This window comes from Streptomyces sp. 8N706, assembly GCF_052245415.1.
Lineage (GTDB): Bacteria > Actinomycetota > Actinomycetes > Streptomycetales > Streptomycetaceae > Streptomyces.
The window spans coordinates 1-14,619 of sequence record NZ_JBQQBW010000019.1 but is presented as its reverse complement, the minus strand read 5'-3'; the positions used below and the strand labels follow the sequence as shown (position 1 = coordinate 14,619).

Annotated in this window: 9 protein-coding genes and 1 pseudogene; 3 read left to right on the top strand and 7 right to left on the bottom strand. The window is 72.6% G+C overall.

What is annotated here, in order from left to right; translation table 11 throughout:
• Positions 1–76 precede the first annotated feature (76 nt).
• On the bottom strand, positions 77–745 hold the full coding sequence (locus tag ACTWQE_RS10185; RefSeq protein WP_443328535.1) for a mycothiol-dependent nitroreductase Rv2466c family protein: 669 nt from the start codon (positions 743–745) through the stop codon (positions 77–79).
• A gap of 144 nt (positions 746–889) precedes the next feature.
• On the opposite strand from ACTWQE_RS10185, the gene pepN (ACTWQE_RS10180) reads away from it, so the two are divergent.
• Both pepN (ACTWQE_RS10180) and ACTWQE_RS10175 read left to right on the top strand, forming a co-directional pair.
• Positions 890–3,544 carry an aminopeptidase N gene (pepN, locus tag ACTWQE_RS10180; RefSeq protein ID WP_443328534.1) on the top strand — a complete coding sequence of 885 codons (2,655 nt, stop codon included), beginning with the start codon at positions 890–892 and terminating at the stop codon, positions 3,542–3,544.
• 158 nt (positions 3,545–3,702) lie between these two features.
• Positions 3,703–4,731, top strand: coding sequence for a hypothetical protein (locus ACTWQE_RS10175; RefSeq protein ID WP_443328533.1), 1,029 nt, complete (start codon positions 3,703–3,705; stop codon positions 4,729–4,731).
• A 34-nt stretch (positions 4,732–4,765) separates the two neighbouring features.
• Here the strand turns inward: ACTWQE_RS10175 and ACTWQE_RS10170 are convergent, their stop codons facing one another.
• The gene (locus ACTWQE_RS10170; protein ID WP_443328532.1) at positions 4,766–6,514 is read right to left on the bottom strand and encodes a TIGR03767 family metallophosphoesterase; all 1,749 of its coding nucleotides are present in this window, start codon (positions 6,512–6,514) and stop codon (positions 4,766–4,768) included.
• A 630-nt stretch (positions 6,515–7,144) separates the two neighbouring features.
• On the opposite strand from ACTWQE_RS10170, the gene pepN (ACTWQE_RS10165) reads away from it, so the two are divergent.
• Complete coding sequence (pepN, locus tag ACTWQE_RS10165) at positions 7,145–9,721, top strand: aminopeptidase N (protein ID WP_443328531.1); 2,577 nt, start codon at positions 7,145–7,147, stop codon at positions 9,719–9,721.
• Positions 9,722–10,112: 391 nt separating this feature from the next.
• Here the strand turns inward: pepN (ACTWQE_RS10165) and ACTWQE_RS10160 are convergent, their stop codons facing one another.
• The 5 genes and pseudogenes from ACTWQE_RS10160 to ACTWQE_RS10140 all read right to left on the bottom strand — a co-directional run.
• Complete coding sequence (locus ACTWQE_RS10160) at positions 10,113–10,433, bottom strand: GYD domain-containing protein (RefSeq protein ID WP_443328530.1); 321 nt, start codon at positions 10,431–10,433, stop codon at positions 10,113–10,115.
• Between the two features lie 223 nt (positions 10,434–10,656).
• Positions 10,657–10,884 carry a hypothetical protein gene (locus tag ACTWQE_RS10155; RefSeq protein ID WP_443328529.1) on the bottom strand — a complete coding sequence of 76 codons (228 nt, stop codon included), beginning with the start codon at positions 10,882–10,884 and terminating at the stop codon, positions 10,657–10,659.
• Between the two features lie 207 nt (positions 10,885–11,091).
• Positions 11,092–13,494: a 4-alpha-glucanotransferase gene (gene malQ, locus ACTWQE_RS10150; RefSeq protein WP_443328528.1), complete on the bottom strand. Its 2,403-nt coding sequence runs from the start codon at positions 13,492–13,494 to the stop codon at positions 11,092–11,094.
• The gene (locus ACTWQE_RS10145) at positions 13,495–13,716 is read right to left on the bottom strand and encodes a hypothetical protein (protein ID WP_443328527.1); all 222 of its coding nucleotides are present in this window, start codon (positions 13,714–13,716) and stop codon (positions 13,495–13,497) included.
• Between the two features lie 701 nt (positions 13,717–14,417).
• Positions 14,418–14,619: pseudogene (locus tag ACTWQE_RS10140) on the bottom strand (amidase); the annotation flags it as partial.

The following is a 14,619-nucleotide window of genomic DNA, read 5'->3' as shown; positions in this document are numbered from 1 at the left end:
GGGGCCTTCCGTCACACGGAGCGTGTCACGGGCCGGCGGACAGCGGCCGTATCGCCCATGCCCCGCGCACCCGGGGTCACTCGAAGCTGGGGCCCACCGTGCGCGTGCGCTTGATCTCGTAGAAGCCCGGGGTGGAGGCGACCAGCAGGGTGCCGTCCCAGAGCCGGGCGGCGGCCTCGCCCCTCGGGGTGGGGGTGACGACCGGGCCGAAGAACGCGATCCGCTCGCCGTCGGCGCCGGGGACGGCGATCACCGGGGTGCCGACCTCCTGGCCGACCAGCTCGATGCCCTCGCGGTGAGAGGCGCGGAGCTCGGTGTCGTACTCGTCCGAGCCGGCGAAGTCCGCCAGGTCGGCCGGGAGACCCGCGTCCTCCAGGGCGGCCCTGATCGCCTCGGGCGTCGGGCCCTCGCCCTGGTTGTGGAAGCGGGTGCCGAGGGCGGTGTACAGCCGGCCGAGCACCTCACTGCCGAACTTCTGCTCGGCGGCTATGGCGACCCGCACCGGGGCCCAGGCGGTGGTGGTCATCATCTCCTGGTACTTCTCGGGCAGCTCGTCGAGCTTGGGCTCATTGAGCACCGCCAGGCTCATCACATGCCAGCGCACCTCGATCGGGCGCAGCTTCTCCACCTCGAGCACCCAGCGGGAGGTGATCCAGGCCCAGGGGCACAGCGGGTCGAACCAGAAGTCGACCGGGGTCGCCCCGGACGAGTTCGAGGGGTGTGTCTTCTCCGGTGCGGCGGTCACGCGGTCTCCTCAGGCGGACGTCGTGGCTGGTGGTACCAGCAACGCCCGAGGGCGCCGCGGCCATTCCCGGCAGCCTCCGGCCGGCGCGGCGTGGCACCATGGCGGCGTTCGGAGTGTGAGACGGATGAGACCGAAGGAGCCGTCGTGCCCGGTGAGAACCTGACCCGTGACGAGGCCCGGGAGCGGGCCCGGCTGCTGGCCGTGGACGGGTACGACGTCGCCCTGGACCTGCGGTCGGCGGTCGGGGCGGAGGCGGGGACGGATCCCGCGGACGGCGAGCGGGAGCCGCGCACCTTCCGGTCGACGACGACGATCCGCTTCCGCTGTTCCGAACCGGGCGCCGCCACCTTCGCCGACCTCATCGCCTCCTCCGTGACCTCGGTGGTGCTGAACGGACGGGAGCTGAAGCCGGCCGCGGTCTTCGACGGCGCGCGGATCGCGCTCGAGGGGCTGGCGGCGGAGAACGTCCTCACGGTGGACGCACAGTGCGCGTACAGCCGGACCGGAGAGGGGCTGCACCGCTTCGCCGACCCCGAGGACGGTGAGGTCTACCTCTACACGCAGTACGAACCGGCAGACGCCCGGCGTGTCTTCACCACCTTCGAACAGCCGGACCTCAAGGCGCCGTTCACCTTCTCGGTCACGGCCCCCGCCGACTGGACGGTGCTGAGCAACGCCGCCGTCGACGGGGAGCCGGAGCCGACCGGCACGGGTGCCGCGACCTGGCGGTTCGTACCGACGCAGCCGATCTCGACCTACATCACGGCGGTGGTCGCCGGCCCGTACCACGTCGCGCGTGACCACTACAGCCGCGCCTCGGCCGGGGGCTCCGTCCAGGCGGAAGGCTCCGTCCTGGAGATCCCGCTGAGCGCACTGTGCCGCAGGTCCCTCGCCAAGCACTTCGACGCGGACGACATCTTCACCATCACCAAGCAGGGCCTGGACTTCTTCCACGACCACTTCGACTATCCGTACCCGTTCGGGAAGTACGACCAGGCGTTCGTACCGGAGTACAACATCGGCGCGATGGAGAACCCGGGCTGTGTGACCTTCCGGGAGGAGTTCGTCTTCCGCGGCAAGGTGACCCGGACGTCGTACGAGGGCCGGGCGAACGTCATCCTGCACGAGATGGCGCACATGTGGTTCGGCGACCTCGTCACCATGGAGTGGTGGGACGACCTGTGGCTCAAGGAGTCCTTCGCCGACTTCATGGGCGCTCTCTCCCTGGTCGAGGCGACCCGCTTCCAGGACGGCTGGATCACCTTCGCCAACCGCCGCAAGGCGTGGGCCTACCGCGCCGACCAGTTGCCCTCCACCCACCCGGTCACGGCCGACATCCGCGACCTGGAGGACGCCAAGCTCAACTTCGACGGCATCACCTACGCCAAGGGCGCCTCGGTGCTCAAGCAGCTCGTGGCGTACGCCGGGCGGGAGGCCTTCCTCGAGGGCGCCCGGCGCTACTTCCAGCGGCACGCGTACGGCAACACCCGGCTGGAGCATCTGCTGGAGGTCCTGGAGGAGACCTCGGGACGGGACATGGCCGCGTGGTCGCGCGCCTGGCTGCAGACCGCGGGCGTCAACTCGCTCACCCCGCAGGCGACCTACGACGCCCACGGCCGGATCACCGAGCTCGCGGTCCTCCAGGAGGCACCGGAGGCACAGCCCACGCTCCGGCCGCACCGGGTCGCGGTGGGGCTCTACCGGCGGTCCGCGGCCGATGGCGCGCTGGTGCGCTACGCCCGCGCCGAGGTGGACGTCGACGGGCCCCGTACGGTCGTGACCGAACTGACCGGAGCCGAGCGCCCCGAGCTGATCCTGGTCAACGACGAGGACCTCACCTACTGCAAGATCCGCTTCGACGAGGACTCGCTGGACACGCTGCGCCGGCATCTCGGCGACCTCTCCGACCCGCTCGCCCGGGCGCTGTGCTGGTCCGCGCTGTGGAACCTGACCCGCGACGGGCTGATGTCCGCCGGGGACTACCTCGACCTGGTGCTCCGCTTCGCCGGGCGGGAGAGCGACATCGGCGTCCTGCAGATGCTGCACGCCTGGGCCAAGACGGCTCTGGTGCACTATGTGGCGCCGGAACGGCGGGAACAGGGCGGATCGGCGCTGTCCGACGGCGCGCTGCGGGAGCTGCGGCTCGCCGAGCCCGGCAGCGGCCACCAGCTGGCGTGGGCCCGCTTCTTCGCCCGGACCGCCACCACCCCCGCCGATCTGCAGCTGCTCGAAGGCCTGCTGGCGGGCACCGCGTCCATCGACGGCCTGGACGTGGACCAGGAGCTGCGCTGGACGTTCCTGGAGCCCCTCGCCGCGCACGGGGTGGCCGACGCCACGGTGCTGGGCGCCGAACTGGCCCGGGACGACACGGCGTCCGGGAAGCGGCACCAGGTGCGCTGTCTCGCGGCGCGGCCGTCCGCCGGAGTGAAGGCCGAGGCGTGGGCCGATGTCGTGGAGTCCGACAAGCTGTCGAACGCGCTGGTGGAGGCCACGATCGCGGGCTTCATGCAGCCGGACCGGCGCGACCTGCTGGCTCCGTACGCGCAGCGGTACTTCGCCGCGATCGAGAGCGTGTGGCGGGAGCGGTCGATCGAGATCGCCATGGCCGTCGTCAGAGGGCTCTTTCCGAACCTCCAGGACAACCGGGGGACGCTGGAACTCGCCGAGGCATGGCTCGACGGCCACCCGGACGCACCGCCCGCACTGCGCAGGCTGGTACTCGAGGCGTACGACGATCTGGCGCGTGCGCTGCGTGCCCAGGAGTGCGACGCGGGGGCGCCGGCCGCCGCGACGAGCTGACAACGGCTCCCGTCCTCGCCCCCCTGGACCGTCCGGCTGATCGGGTGAATCCTCGGTCGGTCATCGAACTCCCGTACTTTAGGACGGTGATGTCCTGGTTTGTCGACGGGCGTGTAACAGCGGTTAGAGGGCGGTCCGGGGGAGGGAATCGGCGGGTCATGACCTTCGACACCCCGCTCTCCCAGCGCCCGGTCCGCCACCTCTCCGACGTCCGGCGCCGCGTCCTGACACTTCGCCAGCTACGGGCCCGTGGCGCGACCGCCGCCGATGTGGCCGACCGCATCCAGCCCGGCGGCGGATGGCAGCAGCTCCTTCCCGGCGTCTATCTGCTGCACCAGTCCACACCGACCAGCGAGGAGCGGCTGCACGCCGCACTGCTGTACGCGGGGCGGCCCACCCCCAGCCGGCGGCCGGGAGTGCCGCCCTCGGGCGACGGGCCGGACGGCGAGGCGATGATCACAGGCCTGGCGGCGCTCGCCCTGCACCGTTTCGCCTCCGCTCCCCCGCTGCGGTCGCTGGCCCGCATCGAGGTCCTGATCTCCCGGACCCGCCGGCTCCGCTCCACCGGTCCGGTACGACTCGTCCGGACGCACGCCCTGCCCCAGCCGGTGGAGATCACCGGCCTGCCCGTCGCCCCCGTGCCCCGTGCCCTCGCCGACGCGGTGGCACAGCTCGCCGACGCCTCGGCCGTACGCCGTCTGCTGACCGAGGCCGTACGCGGCGGCCACTGCGAACCCGCGCCAGTCGTACGGGAGTTGAGCCGCCTCCGGCTGCTGTCCCGGCCGCATGTGGTCGACGCCGTGGACACCCTCCTCGCCGAGGGCCGGGCGCTCACGGAAGGCCGCCTCTACGAGATGGTGCGCACCCACGCCCTGCCCGATCCGCTCTGGAACGTCGACCTCCGGCTGCCCGGCGGCCCTCACCTCGGAGGAGTCGACGCGTACTGGCCGGACCACTCCGTCGCGCTGGAGATCGATGTGCGCACACCGCGACACGACGAGAACGCCGCGTGGTCGGAGGCCGCCCGCAAGCGCGAGCATCTGGAGCGGCTCGGCATCACGGTGGTGCACACCACGCCGAGGAAGCTCCGGGAGGCGATGGAACAGCAGGCGACCGTGGTGCGTACGGCACTGACGGCCGCGGGGGACCGCGACCCGGCCGCCTATGTGGTGGTCACCCCGCGGTGAGCCCCGGTGGCCGGAGCGGAGGCGGGAACGGTGTTCAGCGCCGCTTCAGCAGGAGTTCGGTGTTGCGGTCGCCCGGCTCGCCCGCCAGCGCGGTGCGGGACCCGGGAGCGTTGAAGGACAGCTCACGGTAGAGGGCGGCCAGTCCGGTCTGGGAGAGGTCGGCGAAGTCCGTCCGGTGCGGAGCGGCCGACTCGACGAGTGTGGTGAACAGGGACAGGGTCCCGTCGTGGTTGTCCACCAGCTCGATGACACGGGCGAGTTGGGGGAAGTCGACGTGTGAGGCGGTGGAGATCTCCCAGAGGGTGTCATGGGGGATGATCTCGTTCTTGTGGCTGTGGCCGTTGATCCAGGCCAGTACGTTGCGGTGACGTTTCAGCAGGGCGACCAGCTCCTCTCCGCCGTGCCGCCGCTCCGCCGGCCGGGCCGGGTCGGGCCGGAGATTGCGCATCGTCTTGCTGGTGTGGTGGCTGAAGACGAGGACGTGGCTGTCCTGATGGGCGTCGAGGGTCCGTTCCAGCCAACGGAGCTGGGCGGTACCGAGCGAACCCTCGTAGTGGCCACCGGAGTTGGTGGTGTCGAGGCTGATGCCCAGGACGTCGTCGGAGATCCTGAAGGAGTAGTACAGCCGGCCGGCGGCGAGGTCGGCGGCGGTGTAGCCGTGCCCGACCGGGCCGGCACCGGTGTACCGGGGGTCCAGATGGGCCTTGAGGTACTCGTGCGGAGTGAAGGGCGCCCGTTCCGGGTCCGGTGTCACACTGCGCATCTCCCGGGTGCGGGTGCGCAGCAGTTCCTCGTAGCCCTCGCCCTTCGGATCCCGGCCCTTCTTGACCGCGTCCCAGAGCGAGGCGGCCTCCCCGGCGGAAATCGTCTCCAGCTTGCGGCCGCCGACGGCGAAGTCGGCGAAGAAGTTCTTGCCGGGCGCGTAGCAGCCGCCGGGCAGACCGTCGTGGTTGCCGACCGTCGAGTACCAGGGCATGCGCAGACCGGGGCTGTCGACGCTGCGGATCGACGCCTCCAGGAAGCCGTCGAGCTGCGGGAACCCGAGCTGTTTGTCGGTGTCCCGTATCGGGCTGTCCGGCTGCCAGTAGAGCTTCAGGCCGCTGTTCTGGACCCCTTCGTAGTGGCGGGGATCGCCCGTGTTGGGGGTGATGCGGCCACCGCTCATGGCGGTGAGGAACCAGTCGAGCTCGGACTTGGCGTTGTTGTCGGTGTTGTCGCCGGTGGTCATGGTGAAGCCCAGCGGGGCGCCGGTGACCGGACCGCCGCGCAGTCCGTTGACGCGCTCGACGAGCGAGACGGCACCGGCGACCGACAGGGCCTCCTGCGGACGGAAGGAGCTGATCAGCTCGGAGCGCAGGAACTCACTGCGCAGCGGGTGCTGGACGTCGACCACGTGGAGGTCGGTGAACTGCACGAACGACGCGAGAGCGGTACGCCGGTCCGCTCGTCCGGACTTGGCGGCGGCCAGTTCGGGCCGTACGACGCGGGACCAGCCGGGGCCGTCGGCGAGCCGGCGGTAGCCGCCGGAGCCGCGCGGAGCCGCGACCGTACGGAGAGTGGTGCCGGCCGTCGACGGCTCGGCGGGGGCGGCGGGCGGGGCGCCGGGCGCGGCCCGTACCGCGCGCCGCGCCGCGAGCCGGCCGGTCGCCGGAGCCGTCGCCTCGGCGGACCCGCTGCCCGGGCCGAAGGCGAGCCCGAGCCCGGCGGAGGCTCCTACGGCGCCCACGGCGGCGAGCAGGGCGCGGCGGTCGACAGCGGAGACGACGGACCTGGTCCGGGACATGCGCGATCCCCCCGAGTGCGTGAGTGCGGGGATTCCCCCGCTCACTGGGGATGGTTGGCACCCGGGGTGGCGTGCGCCTTAACGACGCAGAAACGACCGACGCCGATCACAGCACATGGATCATGAGGACGGTTGAGCGCCATCCGTTCCTCGCGTCGGGGAGGGTTGGCGCTCACCGCGTGTTCATACGGCGGGGTACGAGCCCCTCCCCGGTGCGTGCCGTGGCGCGTGCCGCGCATTGGCCGACGGGTTCGGTTCACTGGCCGCGCTCCCGGACGGTGGCGGGCGGCCCTCGCCGGTCCGCGGGCCGGTGGGCGTACGGACACGGGGACCCGCTTCGGGCGGCTGGGTCCGTCGTCCGGATGCCCGCGCGTAGGTCAGCCCTCCGGATGCCCGCGCGTAGGTCAGCCCTCCGCCGCCGAGGCACGGCGGACCGGCCGTCGTCCGGCGGCCCCCGCCGCGTGTCAGCCCGTCGTCGTCGACGCCCGGTGGATCGCGCCGAGCAGCTGCCCGACCTGGCGGGCGAACACCTGCGGGGTGGCCACGATCAGCCCGTGCAGCCAGTCCGCCGGAATCCCCGTAAGCGTGGAAGGATGGCTGGAAAAGCCGCGGAAACAAGGAGATGACCAGGTGCCTGGCACGAACCTCACCCGCGAGGAGGCGCAGCGGCGGGCCGGCCTGCTGCGCGTCGACTCGTACGAGATCGACCTCGACCTGAGCGGGGCACAGGAGGGGGGTACGTACTCTTCGGTGACCACGGTGCGCTTCGACTCCGCCGAGGCCGGAGCGGAGTCGTTCATCGACCTGGTGGCGCCGACCGTGCACGAGGTGGTGCTCAACGGCACCGCGCTCGACCCCGCCGAGGTCTTCAAGGACAGCCGTATCGCGCTGCCGAACCTGGAGGCGGGGCCCAACGAACTGAAGGTCGTCGCCGACTGCGCGTACACCAACACCGGCGAGGGCCTGCACCGCTTCGTCGACCCGGTCGACCAGCAGGCGTATCTCTACACCCAGTTCGAAGTGCCGGACGCCCGACGGGTCTTCGCGTCCTTCGAACAGCCGGACCTCAAGGCGACGTTCCGCTTCACCGTGAAGGCCCCCGAGGGCTGGACGGTCGTCTCCAACTCCCCCACGCCGGAGCCCGTGGACCATGTCTGGCGCTTCGAGCCGACGCCGCGTATCTCCACCTATGTCACGGCGCTGATCGTCGGCCCGTACCACAGTGTGCACAGCAGCTGGGAGAAGGACGGCCGGTCGGTGCCGCTGGGCATCTACTGCCGTCCGTCGCTCGCCGAGCACCTCGACTCGGACGCGCTCTTCGAGGTCACCCGGCAGGGGTTCGACTGGTTCGAGGAGAAGTTCGACTACGCGTACCCCTTCGCCAAGTACGACCAGCTCTTCGTGCCGGAGTTCAACGCGGGGGCGATGGAGAACGCGGGTGCGGTGACCATCCGGGACCAGTACGTCTTCCGTTCGAAGGTGACGGACGCGGCGTACGAGACGCGGGCCGAGACCATCCTCCACGAGCTGGCCCACATGTGGTTCGGCGACCTGGTGACCATGGAGTGGTGGAACGACCTGTGGCTGAACGAGTCGTTCGCCACCTACACCTCGGTCGCCTGCCAGGCCCACGCGCCGGGCAGCAGGTGGCCGCACGCGTGGACCACCTTCGCGAACTCGATGAAGACGTGGGCCTACCGGCAGGACCAGCTGCCCTCCACCCACCCGATCATGGCCGAGATCCGCGACCTGGACGATGTCCTCGTCAACTTCGACGGCATCACCTACGCCAAGGGCGCGTCGGTGCTGAAGCAACTGGTGGCCTACGTCGGCATGGACGCGTTCTTCCAGGGAGTCCAGGCCTACTTCAAGCGCCACGCCTATGGGAACACCCGGCTCAGCGATCTGCTCGGCGCCCTGGAGGAGACCTCCGGCCGCGATCTCAAGACCTGGTCGAAGCAGTGGCTGGAGACCGCGGGCATCAACATCCTCCGACCGGAGGCCGGGACCGACTCCTCGGGCACCATCACCTCCTTCTCCGTGCGCCAGGAGGCCCCGGCTCTGCCACCGGGCGCCAAGGGCGAACCGACGCTCCGTCCGCACCGGATCGCCATCGGCCTCTACGACCTCAAGGACGGCAGGCTCGTCCGGACCGAGCGGGTCGAGCTGGACGTGGACGGCGAACTGACGGAGGTCCCGGCCCTGGTGGGCAAGGAGCGCCCGGCGGTGATCCTGCTCAACGACGACGACCTGTCCTATGCCAAGGTCCGGCTCGACGCCGACTCGCTGGCGACCGTCACCCAGCATCTGGGCGACTTCGAGGAGTCGCTGCCGCGGGCCCTGTGCTGGGCCTCGGCCTGGGACATGACCCGCGACGGCGAACTGGCGGCCCGCGACTACCTCGACCTGGTGCTGTCCGGTGTCCACAAGGAGTCGGACATCGGGGTGGTCCAGTCGCTGCAGCGCCAGGTGAAGCTGGCGCTGGACCTCTACGCCGCCCCCTCCTGGCGGGAGACCGGCCTGGCGAAGTGGAGCGGCGCGGCCCTGGAGCAGCTGCGCGCTGCCCGGCCGGGCAGCGACCACCAGCTGGCGTGGGCCCGCGCGTTCGCGGCCACGGCACGTACGAACGCACAGCTCGACCTGCTCTCGGGCCTGCTGGACGGGTCCGGGACGATCGAGGGCCTGGCCGTCGACACCGAATTGCGCTGGGCGTTCCTGCAGCGGCTGGCGGCGACCGGCCGCGCGGACGACGACGCGATCTCGGCGGAGCTGGAGCGGGACAGGACCTCGGCGGGTGAGCGGCACGCGGCGACCGCCCGGGCGGCCCGTCCGACGGCGGAGGCGAAGGCCGAGGCGTGGGCGTCGGTCGTCGAGTCCGACAAGCTGCCGAACGCGCTGCAGGAGGCCGTCATCGGTGGCTTCCTCCAGGCCGACCAGCGCAAGCTGCTGGCCCCGTACGCCGCGAAGTACTTCGACGCCGTGAAGGGCGTGTGGGACTCGCGCAGCCACGAGATGGCTCAGCAGGTCGCGGTCGGTCTCTACCCGACGCTCCAGGTCTCGCAGGCGACGCTGGACGCGACGGACGCGTGGCTGGCGTCGGCCGAACCGTCGGCGGCGCTGCGCCGGCTGGTCACCGAGTCGCGGGCGGGCGTGGAGCGCGCCCTGAAGGCCCAGGCGGCGGACGCGGCGGCGGCCGACCAGCCCTGACGCGAAACGCAGCCGGCAGCCCTGGGTCGCCGTCGGCCCAGGGCTGCCGGACGCCTGGTCGTCGTCCGTCGTACGCCCACGGCAGCCGGACGCCCTTGGCCGGCGGCTGCCGGGCTGCTCCTCGGGCGGCGACCGGGGCGGCCCGGTCGCGTCGGGGCAGTCACGGCGGCGGCCGTGGGCGTCCTCCGTCAGGCGGCGGCAGGTCCGGCCGACAGGCCCCGGCGGTCGTACGGCCACGGTCACGGCAGCCGGTTCGGACAACGGCTCCCGGCCCCGGGCAGGCGGCCGCGGGCCGACGGGGCCCCCGGTCCTCCGTGGCCCACGGGAACGGGCCCTCACCACGTTCGCCGGGACGGCACGTCATGGCCGTCCCGGCCGGGACGGCGGGGCGTCACTCGCCGGGGGCCCGGTAGGGCACCTTCCGGCGGGTGGCCTCGTCGATCTCCTCCGCCGTCAGCAGGACGACCGTGCTCGTACGGACCGCGCCGGCTGCCGACACCACGAGGCCCAGCGCGGCCGCGGATGCGTTGTTCGGCAGCTCGACCACGAGGTAGGCGTCCTCTGTGCCGAACGCCCAGTACATCGTCTCGAGCCGGCCGTCCAGCCTCTGGACCATCTGCTCGACCGCCCCTCGACGACCGGTGCCGCCTTCTTCGAGCAGCCCTTTCAGGCCGACCGGGGTGTAGGTCGCCTTGATGAGGTACTTCGGCATGGGGCTCGCCTTCCCGTGATGATCCGTTTTGTCGGGTGTCACAGAAAAGACTGTGCTGTCCGTGAGGTTCGTGCGACTCCACGGGCGTCGGGCGAGGAGAACAGCCGCCGAACGGCTTACGCGGCCCCGTACCACCCCGCGCGTACGCGACGAGGGCGCCCCCGCCTCGTACGGCCGGGGCGCCCTCGTCGGTCAGGCGTGATGCGGGTGGCGTCGAACCCCGCTACTGCTTGCGGCTCTTGTCACCGACGATCACCAGGCCGGCGATCACCAGGAAGAGAACGATCGGAGCGAACACGTAGAGGCCCAGCGTCTCGCCGACGCTCAGGCCCGGACCCGGGTCGTCGCCGTCGTCGCGGGTGAGCGCGAGCGCGGGGGACGACATCAGCAGCATCATCAGCGTCGTACCGGCAGTGACGGCTCCGGCGCGCAGGGCGTTCTTCTTGTCCACGGGGTCACCGTAGCCAACGCCCTCGGACCGCGCGCGCCCGGGGTGCCCCTGTGGCCGGTCGGCCGAGTGCCCGACGCGGGTCCGGCCAGGGCGACGGGAGCGGGACTGCCGCACGGCCGCCGGCAAACGAAGGACCGGCCGTGGGCCCGAGGACCGGTCATGGTCGCGAGCGCCCCGACGGCCACCCGGCTCGGCCAGGCGTATCGATCACGAGCGTTGTCGACACCTCGAAACCGGCGCCGTCCGGATGGGAGCGGCGGCCCGGACGGCGGGGAGTTGCTCCGCGAGTTCGGCCATCAGGGAACGCAGCCGCGGTGAGGCCACCAGCTGCTCCAGGCTGACCGGCCGGCCGTCCGCGCCCGCGATCGGCAGCCGCCAGTTCGGGTACTGGTCCCAGGTCCCGGGGAGGTTCTGCGGCCGGCGGTCGCCGACCGCGTCCGGCAGCCAGACACCGACCATGCCGGCCGGTGTACGGGCGAGGAAACGGTAGACCGCCTTGATCGACCCCTCCTCGTCCTCGACACCTTCCGGCAGCAGCCCCAGCCGGCGCAGCAGCCCCAGCCACTCCGCGACCTCCACCGCGTCCTCGGCCTGCTCCTGTGCGAGCGGTCGCGTCAGCAGCCCGAGCCGGTGGCGCAGTCCGACATGCTCACCGGTGAGCCGGGCGGCGGTGCTCGGCAGGTCGTGCGTGGTGGCGGTGGCGAGGCAACCCGCGCGCCACGCCTCGGGCGGCAGCGGGCGGGCCCGGCCACCGGACGCCGTCGCCGCCTTCCCGTCACCACCGGGGCCGGCCGCCCCCGCACCGCCGTGGTCCCGCTTCGCCGCGTCGCCGGGCACCCCCGCACCGCCGTGGCCGGGCACCCCCGCACCATCGTGGTCGGGCACCGCGCGGGCGTGGTCGCGCTTCGCCGCACCGTCGTAGTCGCGTTCGAACCACAGCACCGAGGTGCCCAGCACACCGCGCGCGGCCAAGGCGTCGCGGACGCCCGCCTCCACCGTGCCCAGGTCCTCTCCTATGACGACGGCGCCCGCGCGGTGTGCCTCCAGGGCCAGCACACCGAGCATCGCCTCGGCGTCGTAGCGAACGTATGTGCCCTGGGTCGGCTCACTCCCCTCCGGCACCCACCACAGCCGGAACAGCCCCATCACATGGTCGATGCGCAGCGCACCCGCGTGGCGCATGAGCCCGCGCAACAGGTCGCGGTAGGGGGCGTAGCCCGCGGCCGCGAGGGAGTCGGGGCGCCAGGGCGGCAGCCCCCAGTCCTGACCACGGGAGTTGAAGGCGTCCGGGGGCGCGCCGACCGACATCCCGGTGGCGAAGGCGTCCTGTTGCGCCCAGGTGTCCGCGCCTCCCGGGTGCACACCGACGGCGAGGTCGTGCACCAGGCCGATGCCCATCCCCGCGTCCCGCGCGGCGCGTTGGGCGGCGGCCAGCTGGGTGTCGGCCAGCCAGGCGAGCCAGCAGTGGAAGTCGACGCGGTCGAGGAGCCCGCCGCGCATCCGGTCGGTTTCGCGGGAGCGCGGGTCGCGCAGGGCCGGGGGCCAGGTGTGCCAGTCGGAGCCGTGGACCTCGGCGAACGCGCACCAGGTGGCGTGGTCGTCCAGCGCCTGGCCCTGCTCGGCGAGGAAGTCGCAGTAGGCGGCGCGGCGGCCGGGGCTCAGCGGCACGTCGCGTACGAGCTCCAGGGCCTCGCGTTTGAGCCGCCACACCGCGTCGCGGTCGATCAGAGCGCCCTCGCGGAGGACGGAGTCGCGTAACGCGGCCGCCCGGTCCAGGAGTCCGGCCGTACGCCCACGGGCCGGGCCCGCCAGATACGCGTACTCCGGCACGTCCTCGACCCGCAGATGCACGGGGTCGGGGAAGCGGCGGGAGGACGGGCGGTACGGGGAGGGGTCGGTCGGGTCGGTCCCGTTGCCCGGCACGGCCGCGTGCAGCGGATTGAGCTGGACGAAGCCGGCGCCGAGCGATCGGCCGGACCAGGCGGCCAGGTCGGCGAGGTCCCCCAGGTCGCCCATGCCCCAGGAGCGGGCGGAGAGCAGGGAGTAGAGCTGGACGAGGAAGCCGTAGGCCCGGCCGCCGGGCTGCGGGGCGCGGTCGGGGGTGACGATCAGGGTGGCGCGGGCGGAACGGCCGTCGGGCGCCAGCGCACGCACCGTATGCGTCCCGAGCGGGAGACCGGGCGCAGCGGCGCTGCCGGACCCACCGTCCGCCGGGGTCGCAGCACTCCCCCGGAAGGAGGCGGCCCCCCGGAAGAAGGCGGCGCCGTCCCACGGAAGGCTGTCGCCGTGCTCGGTCTCGACCCGCAGCACGGTGCCCTCGGGGAGGGCCGGGGCGGTCCGGCGCCGGGGGGCGCCGACCGCGGCCGGGGTGGCATGGGGGGCAGGTGCGGCGGGCACCCGCAGAATCACGGTGTCGGGGAGCAGGCGGTTCGCTGCACCATGCGCGTGCGCATCGAGGGCTGCTCGCACGGCGCGGGGCGTGGAGGCGTCGACACCCAGCGCGGCCAGGACGGCGACGACGGTGTCCTCGGGTACGTCGGCCGTACGGCCGGGCGAGGGCGCGTAGGAGGTGGCGACTCCGTGCAGTGCGGCGAGCCGCGCTCGGCCCATCTAGACCTCCGTGGACTCCGTGCCCGCACCCATACCGGTGGCGGTCGGCTCGCTGGTCAGCGGAAGTTCAGTGGCGAGTGGGGGCTCGCTGGTGAGGGGGGAGGAGTCGGCGAGCGGCGGCTCGCTGGTGAGCGGCGGCTCGGCCCACTCACTGGAGCTGGCGCCGTCCAGGCCGGAGTCCGGGTCGGACAGACCGTCCAGGTCGAGCGGGTTGGCGGGCATGGGATCCAGGGGCTCGGCGGGTTTGGAAAGGACGGAAGGAAGCAGTTGAGCGGACGCAGCCACGGTGGGCCTCCGGTGCTTTCGACGGCAGTGGGTCACAGCAGCCATACCCAGCGGGCGCCGGGGCAGACGTAAACACCCGGGGAAGGTGTCTCAGGTCACAATAGGCCTCCCGTGCTCGATTTCACTGCGGGACGGGGTGGCGGGCGCAGGGATTGCGGGGGGACGGCAGGTCCGGACGGCGGTTTTCCGTGACGAAACGGTACCGACTCCGCCCGGCGGCGGGCCCGCCGCCCACCGTCGCGAGCGACGCCCAGCGGCCCTTCCCCAGCCGCCCCTGCCCGGCCGGAGCACCTCCCGCGCGGGGCCGGGACCGCCCTCAGGGGCCGGGAGTGCCCCGGCGCGTACGGAGGCCTCGGCCCCTGGGTGGAGGCGGGGGCTCCGAGGCGCGGGAGCCCCGATGCGGGTGTCGGCCTCGTCTGTGTCCGCGTTGTCGGTGTGGGCCTTGTCGGTGTCCGCGTTGTCGGTGTCCGCCTCGTCGGTGTCCGCGTTGTCGGGGACCCCGGGCTCTCGAGCGGCGGATCGTCGGCCCAGGGGCAAGCACTCCGGCCACAGAACGGCCGGGCACGGGACCGGGCCGGGCACGGAACCGGGCCCGCCGCTGCGCGAGGTGGTCCGGGCGGCCCTGCGGTGCCCCCGGGTCACCACACCTGGGGGCGGCGGTCCTGCCAGGGCGACGCCGACTCCAGCTGCGCCGCGAGTGCCAGCAGCGTCCCCTCGGCACCGTGCGGTGCGCCCAGCATCGTGCCGATGGGCAGGCTCTCACCGGTCCAGCTGGGCGGAACGGACACCGCGGGCAGCCCGGCGATGTTCCAGGGCCCGGTGAAGGGGGTGAAGGCTACC